The organism is Streptomyces sp. NPDC002467, assembly GCF_042889825.1.
In the GTDB taxonomy this organism is placed as follows: domain Bacteria; phylum Actinomycetota; class Actinomycetes; order Streptomycetales; family Streptomycetaceae; genus Streptomyces.
On the sequence record NZ_JBIARJ010000006.1, the window covers coordinates 211,641 to 224,770 of the forward strand.

10 protein-coding genes are annotated in these 13,130 nt (G+C 72.0%); 6 read left to right on the forward strand and 4 right to left on the reverse strand.

Annotation, left to right across the window (positions count from 1 at the left end; genetic code table 11):
• Window positions 1-102: 102 nt before the first annotated feature.
• Entirely contained in the window at window positions 103-882 is a 780-nt protein-coding gene (locus ACFYYJ_RS15330; protein ID WP_385127943.1) for a DeoR/GlpR family DNA-binding transcription regulator, read from the reverse strand.
• A gap of 172 nt (window positions 883-1,054) precedes the next feature.
• Here ACFYYJ_RS15330 and ACFYYJ_RS15335 point away from each other — a divergent pair, with 172 nt between their 5' ends.
• From ACFYYJ_RS15335 to ACFYYJ_RS15355, 5 genes are all read left to right on the forward strand, one after another.
• A complete protein-coding gene (locus ACFYYJ_RS15335) occupies window positions 1,055-1,957 on the forward strand; it encodes an SIS domain-containing protein (RefSeq protein ID WP_385360816.1) in 903 nt (300 codons plus the stop codon).
• Complete coding sequence (locus ACFYYJ_RS15340; RefSeq protein WP_389132442.1) at window positions 1,954-2,790, forward strand: ketose-bisphosphate aldolase; 837 nt, start codon at window positions 1,954-1,956, stop codon at window positions 2,788-2,790. The genes ACFYYJ_RS15335 and ACFYYJ_RS15340 overlap by 4 nt, the downstream gene beginning before the upstream one ends.
• Before the next feature lie 18 nt (window positions 2,791-2,808).
• Window positions 2,809-3,333 (forward strand): hypothetical protein, encoded by a 525-nt coding sequence (locus tag ACFYYJ_RS15345; protein WP_389132444.1) that lies wholly within the window; start codon window positions 2,809-2,811, stop codon window positions 3,331-3,333.
• 127 nt (window positions 3,334-3,460) lie between these two features.
• Window positions 3,461-4,633, forward strand: coding sequence for an LLM class flavin-dependent oxidoreductase (locus tag ACFYYJ_RS15350; RefSeq protein ID WP_389132447.1), 1,173 nt, complete (start codon window positions 3,461-3,463; stop codon window positions 4,631-4,633).
• On the forward strand, window positions 4,630-5,694 hold the full coding sequence (locus ACFYYJ_RS15355) for a zinc-binding dehydrogenase (RefSeq protein WP_389132450.1): 1,065 nt from the start codon (window positions 4,630-4,632) through the stop codon (window positions 5,692-5,694). Before ACFYYJ_RS15350 ends, ACFYYJ_RS15355 begins: the two co-directional genes overlap by 4 nt.
• On the opposite strand, the gene ACFYYJ_RS15360 is transcribed toward ACFYYJ_RS15355, so the two are convergent.
• Together ACFYYJ_RS15360 and ACFYYJ_RS15365 are read right to left on the reverse strand one after the other, a co-directional pair.
• The gene (locus ACFYYJ_RS15360; RefSeq protein WP_389132453.1) at window positions 5,681-6,376 is read right to left on the reverse strand and encodes a hypothetical protein; all 696 of its coding nucleotides are present in this window, start codon (window positions 6,374-6,376) and stop codon (window positions 5,681-5,683) included. The genes ACFYYJ_RS15355 and ACFYYJ_RS15360 overlap by 14 nt on opposite strands.
• 149 nt (window positions 6,377-6,525) lie before the next feature.
• Window positions 6,526-7,077, reverse strand: a complete 552-nt coding sequence (locus ACFYYJ_RS15365) for a DinB family protein (protein ID WP_385127957.1) — start codon at window positions 7,075-7,077, stop codon at window positions 6,526-6,528.
• Window positions 7,078-7,239: 162 nt separating this feature from the next.
• Between ACFYYJ_RS15365 and ACFYYJ_RS15370 the strand changes: the two genes are divergently transcribed.
• On the forward strand, window positions 7,240-8,430 hold the full coding sequence (locus ACFYYJ_RS15370; RefSeq protein WP_389132774.1) for an acyl-CoA dehydrogenase family protein: 1,191 nt from the start codon (window positions 7,240-7,242) through the stop codon (window positions 8,428-8,430).
• A gap of 1,289 nt (window positions 8,431-9,719) precedes the next feature.
• Here ACFYYJ_RS15370 and ACFYYJ_RS15375 read toward each other — a convergent pair.
• Window positions 9,720-13,115: an ATP-binding domain-containing protein gene (locus ACFYYJ_RS15375; RefSeq protein ID WP_389132457.1), complete on the reverse strand. Its 3,396-nt coding sequence runs from the start codon at window positions 13,113-13,115 to the stop codon at window positions 9,720-9,722.
• Between the last annotated feature and the right edge of the window lie 15 nt (window positions 13,116-13,130).

Below are 13,130 nucleotides of genomic sequence, written 5' to 3' on the forward strand. Positions count from 1 at the left end.
GACCCACGAGCGTACCGCCGCCCGCGGCCGAGGACCCGGGCCGGCCGGGGACCCGGGCCGGCCGCGGATGCCGGCTCCGGCCGCGGCGGGCTACGGCAGCCCTCAGACCCGCACCACTTCCACCCCGGCGTCCGCGAACCGCTCCGCGACCGCGGCCGACAGGCCCGTGTCCGTGACCAGCACGTCCACGGACGAGGTATCGCAGATGCGGGCGAAGGCGCGCACGCCGAGCTTGCTGGAGTCGGCGGCGATCACCACCCGCCCGGCCCGCTCGCACAGCAGGTGGTTGATCGAGGCCTCGTCCTCGTGGCGGGTCGCCGCGCCGTCCGCCGGGTCGAAGCCGTCCACGCCGAGCACGGCGGTGTCCACCGCGAGCCGTCCCAGCACCTGTTCGGCGAGGGGGCCCGTGAGCTCGTACGACTGGGGTCGGGCGACACCCCCCGTCAGCACGATCTTGAACTGCGGGCGGATCACCAGCTCGTTCGCGATGTTGAGGGCGTTGGTGACCACGGTCAGCGCGGGCGACCCCGAGGCCAGGTCCGGGCGTCCGGCCAGGGCGCGGGCGACCTCGGTGGTCGTGGTGCCCCCCGTCAGGCCGATCACCTCGCCCGGGCCGATCAGGGCCGCCACGGCCCGGCTGATCCGCTGCTTCTCGGCGGCCCGCCGTGACGTGCGGTAGCGCAGGGGGAGTTCGTACGAGACGCCGTGCGGGACGGCACCGCCGCGCGTGCGGACCAGCAGCTGCTGTTCGGCGAGCTGGTCCAGGTCGCGGCGGATCGTCGCCGCGGACACGCCGAGGGCGTCCGCCGCCGGCTCCACCTCCAGCTCGCCCTGCTCCACGAGCAGATCCAGCAGCCCCTGCCAGCGCTCTTTGCGGGTCATCAGCAGCCCCCTCGGGTGTCGCGCCGCCCTCCGGCATGTTCTCCGTTGGCCTACACGCCGACACTAACCCAGCCGATCAGCCCTCATGATGCTTGAAGTTGCGTGAAACTCCCCGCTACCTTGCAGAAACACGCAAGGATGGCACACTCGCACCCACCCGCTAGGGAGCCCCATGAGTCACGTCGCGTACGAGTTGAGCACTCAGCCCGAATGCTGGGAACGGGCCGCCGAACTGGCCCCGGCGCAGCGGCCGGTGCTGCCGAGGCCCGCCGACCGTATCGCGATCGTCGGGTGCGGCACCTCGTACTACATGGCACAGGCGGCCGCCGTGCTGCGCGAGGAGGCCGGGCAGGGGGAGACCGACGCGTTCCCCGCCTCGGAGTTCCCGCGCCACCGCCGCTACGACCGGGTCGTCGCCCTCACCCGCTCCGGCACCACCACCGAGGTGCTCGACCTGCTCGCCGGGCTGCGCGAGGCGGGCGTCCCCACGACCGCCGTCATCGGCGATCCGGAGACCCCCGTGATGACCCTCGCCGACGAGGCCGTGGTCCTCGACTTCGCCGACGAGCGGTCCGTCGTCCAGACCCGCTTCGCCACCACCGCCCTCACCCTCCTGCGCGCCCACCTCGGCCTGCACACCGTCTCCGTGGTCGCCGACGCCCGCGCCGCGCTCGCCGAGCCGCTGCCCGCCGGGCTGGAGGGTCACGGCCAGTTCACCTTCCTCGGCCGGGGCTGGAGCGTCGGCCTCGCCAACGAAGCCGCGCTGAAGATGCGCGAGGCCTCGCTGTCGTGGGCCGAGTCCTATCCGGCGATGGAGTACCGGCACGGGCCGATCAGCGTCTCCGGGCCCGGCACCGTCACCTGGTCGCTCGGCGAGGCCCCCGACGGGCTCGCCGAGCAGGTGCGCGCCACCGGCTCCCAGTGGGTGGCCGGGCGGCTCGACCCGCTCGCCGAACTGGTCCGGGTGCACCGCCTCGCCCTCGCCGTCGCCGCCCAGCAGGGCCTCGATCCGGACGCGCCGCGCCACCTCACCCGTTCGGTGATCCTCTCCGCCGGCGAGGAGGCGGTCCGATGAGCCTCGTACCCGCCGGTCCCCTCGTCCAGGAGGCGGCCCGCGCGGGCCGCGCCGTCGCCGCCTTCAACATCATCACCCTGGAGCACGCCGAGGCCGTCGTCGCCGGGGCGGAGGCGGCCGGCCTGCCCGTCATCCTCCAACTCAGCGAGAACGCGGTGAAGTTCCGCGGCGGACGCCTGCTGCCCATCTCCCGGGCGGCCGCCGCCTGCGCGGAAGCCGCCACGGTCCCCGTCGGCCTGCACCTCGACCACGTCAAGAGCTCCGAACTGCTCCGCCAGGCGTGCGACGCGGGCTACAGCTCGGTGATGTACGACGCCGCGCAACTCCCGTACTCCGAGAACCTGGAGGCGACCCGCTCCGCCGCCGACTGGGCGCACGCCAACGGGCTGTGGATCGAGGCCGAGTTGGGCGAGGTCGGCGGCAAGAACGGCGCCGCCCCGCTGGACCCCCACGCGCCCGGCGCCCGTACGGATCCCGACGAGGCCCGGCGCTTCGTCGCCGACTCCGGGGTCGACGCGCTGGCCGTCGCCATCGGCAGCAGCCACGCCATGACCACCCGGACCGCCGCCCTCGACCACGTGCTGCTCGCCCGGTTGGCGAAGAGCGTGGAGGTGCCGCTCGTCCTGCACGGCTCCTCTGGGCTGCCGGACTCGGAACTCGCCGCCGCCGTCGCGGGCGGCATCCGCAAGGTCAACATCGGTACCGCGCTGAACGTGGCCATGACCGGGGCCATCCGCGCCCACCTGACCCCGGCGGACCCCCGTCCGTACCTGACGGCCGCCCGCACGGCGATGACGGAGACGGCCGCGGCTATGATCAGCGCCCTGAACTGAGCGGTGGCGGGGGCGGGCGTGGACACGGGGCGGGGACGCACGAACAGGCGGAGGTTCCTGCTGATCGCGGGCCTCCCGCTGCTGGCGGTGGGCGGGGGCATGACGTACCTGCTGTGGCCGGAGCCGCACAGCAACCCGGTCCGCACCGACCTCGCGCCGCTGAACGACCGGTTCAAGCCGTACCTGGGCGAGCTGAGCGGGGCGCATTGGCTGGGCTACGACATCGACGAGGCCGGCCAGGACAGCCGCACCATCCCGGGCCCGGACTCCCGGATCCGGCTCGTCGGCGTCGCCCACCTGCCGCCGGGGGGCGCGGCAGCGGTCGTCCGCACCCCCGGCCGCGCCTTCGCGCCCGCCGAGCCGTCCGCGCTGCCCGAACGCCTGAAGACGTACGTGCCCGCCGAGGCGGCCTGGCAGCACAGCCCGCAGTTCGACACGTACATGAACGGTCAGAGCTCGGACGCGACGAGCGCGTCGGGCGAGTACCACTTCGACGTGGAGCGCGACCTCGTCCGCTTCGACGTGCTCTACCTCTTCTCCTGAAGCCCCTCACGCCCTTGATGTCCCACTCAGCGGGAGGACGCCCGCGGCACCGTTGAAGCCGCGGCGCGCACGGTGTTTCGTCGTACGGCAGACCTGCCGAGCCGCACGACGGAAGGGCCCACCCCCGATGCCGCAGCACCGTCTCCCCAGCCGATTCGGGGTGTTCCTCGCCCCCTACCACCGGCCCGACCGCGACCCGGCGCTCCAACTGCGCCGCGACCTCGACCTCGTCGGCGCCCTCGACCGGCTGGGGTACGAGGAGGTGTGGGCCGGGGAGCACCATTCCGCCGGGTACGAGATCATCGCCTCGCCCGAACTGTTCCTCGCGGCGGCGGCCGAGCGGACCGGCCGGATCATGCTCGGGACCGGCGTCAACTCCCTCCCGTACCACCAGCCGCTCATCCTCGCCGACCGGATCTGCCAGCTCGACCAGCAGTCGCGCGGCCGCGCCATGCTCGGCGTCGGGCCCGGGCAACTGCCGTCCGACGCCTTCATGATGGGCGTCGACCCGCTCCGCTCGCGCGAGATGATGGCCGACTCGCTCGACGCCGTGATGCGGCTGCTGCGCGGCGAGATCGTGACGGCCGCCACCGACTGGTTCGCCCTGGAGGAGGCCAGGCTCCAGCTCGGCCCCTACCGTGGGCGGGAGCTGGACGTGGCCGTCGCCTCGGCGGTCTCGCCCACCGGGGCCGTACTCGCCGGCCGGCACGGCGTCGGCATGCTCTCGCTGGCCGCCGCCGACCCGGACGGCTTCGCCGCCCTCGACGCCAACTGGGCCGCACACGAACGGGCCTGCGCCGAAGCGGGCCGGGAGCCGGACAGGTCGGCCTGGCGGCTGGTCACCCCCGTGCACCTCGCCGAGACCCGGGAACAGGCCCTGCGCGAAGCCGAATTCGGGATCCTCGACCTCGTCGGATACATCGAGACGCTCGGCGGCACCCGCCTCGACGGTTGCGGCACGGCCGCGGGAGCCGTCGAACGCTGGGTCACGGACGGTCTGCCCACCTTCGGCCGGGCCGTCATCGGAACCGCCGAGGACGCGCTCGAACGCATCGGACAACTCGCCGACAAGACGGGCGGCTTCGGCACCTTCCTCATCCTCCAGCTGGACATCGCCGATCCCGCCGCGGCCCTGCGCAGCCTCGAACTCTTCGCCGAGCGCGTCGTACCGCGCCTCACCGGAACGACCGACGCCCGCCGCGCCAGCCTCGACTGGGCCGGCCGCAACAGCGAGCGGTTCGTCGGGGCGATGCGCCGCTCCACCATGGAGGCCATCGCCCGCAAGGGAGAGGTCCGGTGAGGGCCGCGGTGCTGGAAGGCGGACGCTTCCACGTCCGCGAGCACGCCGATCCCGTACCGGGGCCGGGACAGGCACTCGTGGAGACCGAGGCCTGCGGGATCTGCGGCTCCGACCTGAGCGCCGTCGCCCACACCGAGGAGTTCCTGCGGGCCTCCCGGGACAGCGGCACCACCAGCTTCCTCTTCGACCCGGACCGGCCGCTGGTCATGGGCCACGAGTTCTCCGGCCGCGTACTCGCCTACGGCCCGGGCGCGAGCGGCCCCGAACCCGGCACCGGGGTGGTCGGCCTGCCCTGGGCGGTCGACGCCGGGGGAGCGGTCCGTACCGTCGGCTACAGCAACGCCTTCCCGGGCGGCTTCGGCGAGCGGATCGTCGTACAGGCGCAGGCGCTGCTGCCCGTACCGGACTCCATGGACCTGGCGACGGCCTCCCTCACCGAGCCGCTCGCCGTCGGCTTCGGCAACGTCGCCCGCACCGCGGCCGGCGAGGGCACCCCGGCCGTGGTGATCGGTTGCGGCCCCGTGGGGCTGGGGGCCGTGGCCGCCCTGCTGGAGCGGGGCGCCGGGCCGGTCGTCGCCTCCGACCCCTCGGCGCTGCGCCGCGCGGCGGCGGCCCGGCTGGGCGCACACGCGGTGCTGGACCCGGGCGCCGGAGAGGACCCGGTGGCCCACTGCGCAGAGCTGGCCGGGGCCGGGGCGCGGCCGATGCTCGTCGTCAACTGCGTCGGCGTACCCGGCATGCTCAACTCACTGCTGCACGGCGTTCCGCGCGGGACCGAGATCCTGCAGATCGGCGGGGTGATGACCGAGGACGTGATCCGTCCCGTGGTCGGCATCTACAAGGACGTCACCATCCGGATGTGCCTCACCTACCCGCCGCGGGAGTTCGGCGCGACCCTCGACCGGCTCGCCGACGGGCGCATCGACCCGGCCGCCCTGGTCACCGGCGAGGCCGGCTTCGGTGGTCTGGACGCGGCCTTCGCCTCGCTGCGCCGCCCCGAGGAGCACATCAAGGTCCTGATCAGGCCGGGGCTCCGGGGGGACGGGATCAACGCGGTGTGAGCCGGGCCTCGTGGCACTGGATCCCCTGCCACTCGGCCCGGTCCGGGCGGGCGCCCCGGGCCAGGGACCGGGTGCCCTCCGCGACCGTGAGGGTGCGCCCGGTGGAGAGGCAGACGGCCACGAACCAGACGGTCCGCTCGGCCTCGACGGTCTCGTCGTAGTAGCAGTCCGCGGTGACGGTCTCGCCCCCGGAGAGGCCCGACAGGAAGGGCCGCTGCAGGAAGTCCTGCACGTGGAGGGGGAAATGGCCCAGCACCCCCTGCGCCCACGCGTGCAGGCCGAGCCGCAGGACCGGAGCCCCCGGAGCGCCGGGCGCGGCGGCCCGCCCGTCCGGCGACGGCTTCCCGTCGAAGGACCGGCTGCGCAGCGAGCCCGGCTCCACCCGGACCCGCTGCCCCCGGAACTCCGGTACGCCGTGCCGCAGTTCCTGCCGGACCCGGCAGAGGCCGCGGTCGCCGGCCACCAGCGCGGAGGGCCGCCCGTCGGCGTCCGGCCCGGCCCACCAGGTCAGGGTCCGGCCCGCCTTCTCCATCAGCCGGGCCGTGACGTCCTCGGGCAGGCTCTCCCAGTACTCGTGGCGTGCGGGGATGCCGTTGTCCACGGGGAGGGCCCCCGGCTCGTGGATCTGGGTCACCGCCAGGCCGTACTCGGGGTTGTCCAGGCGTCGCGCGTCGTGGTCCATGTCGGTTCCCCCGGTTCCTTCTGCCCGCCCCGCCCCGCCCCGCCCCCGCGCCGCTCCGGCCCGGAAGGCCCGAAAGACCCGGAAGGCCCGGACGGTACCGACCGCCATTGTGCGGCAGTCAGCCCGGATCCGGGGCCGCCACGCGCGGATCAGATGCCGATGGCCCCGTCGATCCGTTCCCGGAGCAGGTCGGCGTGGCCGTTGTGCCGGGCGTACTCCTCGACCATGTGGATCAGGACCCAGCGCAGGGACACCTTCCCCCGCCACACGTCATCGCCCTCGACGTCGAGGTCGGGCGCGTCGGCGACGAACCGTTCGGCGAAGGCCACTTCGTCGCGCCACGCCTCCCACGCGGCCGCCACCACCGCCGGGTCGTCGACGGCCCCGTCGAAGCCCCCGTCGGGTTCGTCCGCCGAGGAGAAGATCGGCTCGGCGTCCTGGCCCGCCAGGACCCTGCGGAACCAACGCCGCTCCACGTCGGCGAGGTGCCGGACCAACCCGAGCAGGGAGAGGGTCGACGGTTCCACCGACCGCCGCGCCAACTCGGCCCCCAACCCGGAGCACTTCAGCTCCAGGGTCGCGCGGTGGTCCGCCAGGAAGCCGGCCAGCATCAGTCGTTCGTCACCGGTCGCGGGGCCGGTGAAGCGGTGGTCCCGTTCCGGGCCGACGAAGATTTCCGCTCTGCTCTGTTGGGTCGTCATGGTCGAAAGTATGCGCGCACCGCCGAACGGGAGTGCGTGGGCCACGCCGAACTGCGCGCCCCTTCAGGGCCCTTCCGATTTTTTGGAACGGGTTCTAGTCTGACCGCCGCCATCACCGCCGCCGCGGCGAACCGGCTGGACCGCGACACTCCCGGAGGGGCCGTGCACCTCGAATACACGCCTGAGCAGCAGCAGTTGCGCACCGAGCTGCGCGCCTACTTCGCCGAGCTGGTCCCCGAGGACGTCTACTCCCGATACGAGGACCCCGCCGCCCAGAAGCGGTTCTACCGGGAGACCATCCGACGGCTCGGTGCGGACGGCTGGCTCGGGGTCGGCTGGCCCAAGGAGTACGGCGGCCGCGGCATGACCCCGATGGACCAGTTCATCTTCTTCGACGAGGCCGCGCAGGCCGTCGTACCGCTGCCCCTGATGGCGCTCAACACCGTCGGCCCCACGATCATGCAGTTCGGCACCGACGAGCAGAAGGCGTACTTCCTGCCGAAGATCCTCGCGGGCGAGATCGACTTCGCCATCGGCTACAGCGAGCCCGACGCCGGCACCGACCTCGCCGCACTCAAGTGCAAGGCCGTGCGCGAGGGCGACGAGGAGACCGGCACCTACGTCGTCAACGGCCAGAAGATCTGGACCACCAACGGCGACACCGCCGACTGGGTCTGGCTCGCCGTCCGCACCGACCCGGACGCCCCCGCGCACAAGGGCATCACCATGCTCCTCGTGCCGACCTCGGACCCGGGGTATTCCTGCACCCTCATCAACACCCTCGCCTCGCACGACACCACCGCCAGCTACTACGAGGACATCCGCGTCCCCGCGAGCCGCCGCGTCGGGCAGGAGAACAAGGGCTGGCGGCTGATCACCAACCAGCTCAACCACGAACGGGTCACCCTCGCCGCCCACGGCACCATGGCCATCCGTGCCCTCCACGACGTCCAGCGCTGGGCCGCCGCGACCAAACTCGCCGACGGCCGCCGCGTCATCGACCTGAATTGGGTCCGCGGCCGACTGGCCCGCACCCACGCCCGGCTCGACGCGATGAAGCTCCTCAACTGGCAGATGGTCAACGCGGTCGAGGAGGGGACGCTCACCCCCCAGGACGCCTCCGCCGTCAAGGTGTACGGCTCCGAGGCGCGCAGGGACGCGTACGCCTGGCTGATGGAGGTCGTCGGCGCGGCGGGCTCCCTCAAGGACGGCTCGGCCGGCGCGGTGCTGCACGGCGAACTCGAACGCGGCTACCGCAGCGCCGTCATCTTCACCTTCGGCGGCGGCAACAACGAGATCCAGCGCGAGATCATCTCCTGGATCGGCCTGGGCATGCCCCGCGTGCGCAGGTAGCGCCCGTGTGACGAGGATTTATAGTTGGCACTTAAGATTTCTAGTTGGCGCCAAGATCAACCTCTCCCTAGAGGTGGCGGTGCATCACTTTCCCGTCGCGGTGCTGCTGTGGGACTCTCGCTGCGTCGTGCGCTGAGTGCCAGCATGCGCCCCGTACACGGGGTTTGGTCGCATTTCCCTCGTCCGGTTCACGCAGTACCTGTCACGGTCGTCTTGGCAGGTACGCGGAGCCGGCGATGGATCTGGGTCTGGTAGACGTCGAGTGGGCTGACGGTGAGGGCCATCCGCACCGAGTTCACTCACATCCTCGACACCCCCGCCGGCCGGATCGGCGAACAGATCCCCCTCGCCGAAATGCTCCAGGCCGTCGGCCGCGGCTGGTACACGGAACAGGCTGCGCTCCTGCGCCCCCCGCCCCCGGCAGCGCGGGTTCAATGGGGACCAAGGGAAGATCCGCGAGTGGACGATCCGAGAGAAGGGCTTCCTCCCCATGGAGCCATGCCCCGGGGTCAGCCACAAGTGGAAGGGCTGGTCCATGTCCTGCTGGCAGGAGACCACGACCCGGGTGGACTCCATGCGGGCGAAGCCCGGACCGTGCCCCTGTTTCGCGTGCGGGCACCGGCGCGGCGGCGACAGGCTGCGCACTTCACCGGACTTGGTGATGGCACGGCTACGCGAACACGGTGTGAACCGGACCCTGACCACGTGTTCACGAGGGTGATCGATCAATGGCCCAGCAGGCCGTCGCCCCCGGCGCTTGGTGCCGCTACGTGGACGTCTTGCTGGCTGGCTTCGGCCTCGAGCCAGGCCCGGGACCGCACACGACGGCGATGACCGACGACCAGCTGCTGCGTACCTGGCCCAAGCCCGCCCTAGCCCGCCCCGACCGCGCCGAGTAGCCGTAGGACGGCCCGGGCTTCGACCCCGCTGGGGTGTGGCCCGGGGTATGAGATGACGCCCCGGGGCCTGGCGGTCCGCGGTGACCTGGCGGCACATTCTGGGTGTCGTAGACGTCGCCGGCACGTACGGAGTTCGACCGCGTGACGGCGGCACGTGTCTTCATCGTCCGCATCAGCGACACCGAGGGGGCCGCAATCGAGCAGAGATCACCGACGCACTCTCGATGGGGCGTCACAGACCTACGAAGACGAAGGCGGGAGATCCACCCTGAGGGCATCGTCCCGCTGACCACCGGATACGTCGAGGGGTGGATTCCCGAGGGCCCCATCTCTCCTTGTTGAGGGGCTGCGCGTTGTGCCCTGGACTGGACGACGGCTACTACTGATTGCTCACCCGGAGGAGCCGAAGGCGGTATGCGCGTTGTCGCCGCCCCAGCCGGTCGGGCTGCGCCAGATGACATTGACACGGAAGACGTCGCGAATCGTGTCTACAGACCAGTCTTCGGCAGGCGATTCGGAGAGGACAAGGTAGAGACCGTCGGCCCGCACGGGCAGCGTGTGGTTGATCTCGAGCAGGCGGGTCGCGCCCGATCGCAGGTCCTCATAGGTGGAGCAGCCTGCGCCCAGGGCCTCGTAGAGGAAGAGACCGTGCTGGGTGACACAGCTGACGTCGACGACCGAGGAGTCGGCCGGCTGGAGGTCCGCCCAGAGAAGCGATGCCTTCAGCGCATGACGGACCGCCTCGTGCTTCTTGCACGTACGGTCGGCCCCGGCAGCCGCTTCCAGCGCGCGGAGGAAACCGTCCTTCGTGGTCGCAGCCGGTGTTGTGGCGGCGGTGTCCGCGGTTGTCATCTGCACCTCTTCCTTGTGATCTGGTTGCGTCGGGGCGACGGGGATCGCGCTGTCGGAGTTCGGCTTCATCGCCGTGCTGAAGCGCTCCTGGAGCTCTCGCCGTGCTTCAGCGAGGGGCCCTGCCCAGCCGGAAGCGTCCAACCCCTCCGCGAGCCGACCTGCGTCGAAGGTGCCCTCCTTGAGCGCACGGTTGGTTGTCGCGGCAAGGTCTCGAAGAGCTCCGAGTTGCTCTCTGTCCGGATCACCGAACAGGTGAAGGACGTCAACCCAGTCGGCTTGGTCCCGGCGAAGGATGCGGTTGGCCATGCCCTGGAGTTCGGAGAGGCGGCTGCGGGCGTCTGGAACGTCGCCGTCGCTGCCGGTCAGCTCTCCCAGCACGTCCAGTGCCGCGAGATAGCGTCCCGCCATCCGCTCCGAGACGGGCGACCGGCCGCGCTGATCGGCGGTGAGCACCGTCTGACTCGTGTCGTTCGCGAACACCCAGCAGTCCAGCGCGTCACCCCGGCGCGGGGGAACCGTGCCTTGGCGGACGGTGAGCACGAGCGGCCGACCGATCACCGGAGACAGCGGCCTGACCTTGTACCGACCGCCAGAGACGTGGCCCACCACCTCGACCCGGACATCGCTGCCGATCCGGGGAAGGCTTTCCGCCGCGCCCACGGGCCGGACGTCCGGTGCCGCGGATCCAGAGTCGTCCGCGGGGGCGGTGAGCGCCTCCGGCAACGCGGCGGTGTGCAGGACGGTCAGGCTCTGGGTGCTGCGGGTGAGGGCCACGTACAGCTGGCGCAGCCCGGCCGGACCACGGTCGGCGATCGTCGCGGGCTCGACGACCAGGACGTGGTCGTACTCCATTCCCTTGGCCTGCCCGGCGGCCAGTACGGACACGGCATCGCGATCGCGCGCGGCGATGTCGCCGCCCTCGTGGATTCGGTGGCTGATGGCGTCCAGCCAGTCGGAGTCGTCCGGGACGATGACGGCAACGGAGCGGGGGTTGCTGCCGTCGCTGGTGCGCACCAGTCGTGCCACGTGGGCGACGGTGTCGTCGAGCAGCTTCCATGGTTCGGTCGCCACGGTCCGCACGGCGCCCACGCCCGCCTCACGGACAGCCTGCGGATAAGGCAGGGACGGGGCGACCACGCGGGCGAGAGGGGCGACGAACTCCATGATCTCGGCGGGGACGCGGTAGCTGGTGGTGAGCTGAGCCACGCTCCAGTCGCCGTGGTCGGAAAGGAGTGCGCCGAGCAGGTCCCAGCTCGTCGGGATGTGGGCGCCCGTCGCCTGCGCGAGGTCGCCCAGGACGGTCATGGAGCCGCCCACCGCACACCGCCGCCGCAGGGAGCGGGCCTGCATGGGCGTGAGGTCCTGGGCCTCGTCGACGACGATGTGGCCGTATCGCGGCGGGGTGTCGCCGCTGATCAGCACGCGAAGCTCTTCGAGGCAGACGTGGTCGTCGAGGGTCCACGGGTCGGCGTCGGCGCTGGCAGCGCGGGCCCGCAACAGGGCCGCCTGCTCTTCCTCGTCGAGGATGCCGTCGGCGCAGTCCCGCAGGAGGTCGGCCGAGTCGTAGAGGCTACGCAGGGCCTCCCGGGGCCCGGGGGACGGCCAGACCCGTTCGACGAGGCGCTCGACCCGGCGGTTGCGTTCCAGGTCGCGGCGGATCGTGCCGGCCTGTCCGCGGCGCGGTGCGACATCGGCGAGCTCTTGGAGAAGCCTGTCGACGAACAGGCCACGGAAGCGGTCCCGCCGCTCCCGGAAGGGCCCGTCGCCGGCGTGAGCCTGGTCGAGGAGGGCGAGGACCTCGGACTTCGGTACGCGGAGGGTCGTACTGCCGGCGGTGACGACGACCCCGGGCTCATCGCCCTCAAAGGAGGGGACGACCGTGAGGGCGTCAAGAGCCTCGGGGCGGTAGTCGCTCTCGACCCGGCGCCGCAGCACGGCCGCCATGCCTTCACCCGACTTCGCCAGACGCGCCTTCGGCGAGTCCACACCGAGCATCTCGCCCTCCCACAGCCGGTCCAGCTGGACGGCGTTCACATCCCGGGTGCCGAGGGTGGGGAGGACCTGGCCGACGTAGTCGAGGAACCGCTGGTGGGGACCGATGACGAGGATGTCCTGGGCCTTGAAGTGCTCGTTGTTGACGAGCCAGGTCACCCGGTGGAGACCGACCGCCGACTTGCCGGTACCAGGGCCGCCCTGCACGACGAGGATGTCCGAGGGCGAGCCGGTGACCAGCTCCATCTGGTCACGGCGGATGGTCTCGACGATGTCCCTCATCCGACCGCCGCGCGACCGCTGGAGTTCCTGCAGCAGGAAGTCGTCCGGCTGGAGTGCCTTACGCCGCTGCCATCGGACGACATCGCCGGGCGTGGGTGCCGACGTACGTTCCGGGGCGGTGGACGCGTCCGTCTCCTCCGCCGCGCTGTCGTCGGCGGCCTGACGGGGCACCGGTACGGCGGCGGGCTCGGGTACGGACAAGGGCACGGGAGCGGGCGTCGCCAGGGAGATCTCGTCGAAGTAGCTCTCGACGATCCGCTGTACGCAGCGGAGCTGACGACGCAGGACCACCTCGCCCGGGCTCTCGGGCCGGGTCTCGACCCACTTCTTCGCCAGGGGGCTGGTCCACAGCAGAACAACCGGATCGTTCGCGCTGTCCTTCACCCCACGGCGCCCGATGTACCACGGCCGGGGCTCTCCGCCCGGGTCCTCCGGGGCGTCGACGCGGGAGAAGACCAGCGCCTCGCCGCCCAGTCCTCCGTAGGCCTCGGCCCGCGCCTCCGCTTCGGCCCGGTTGGCGATCCCGTCCTTGCCGCTCGCCGAGGCGGTGGCCGCCGAGGTGCCGCTCAGTTCGGCCAGTTTCGTGGTGTAGCAGTCATATGCGTGGTCCACCGCCCGCTGCTCGCCGGCGAGGATCTCGTCCCGAGTGGTGGTGCTCATGTGCGTCCTCCCTGC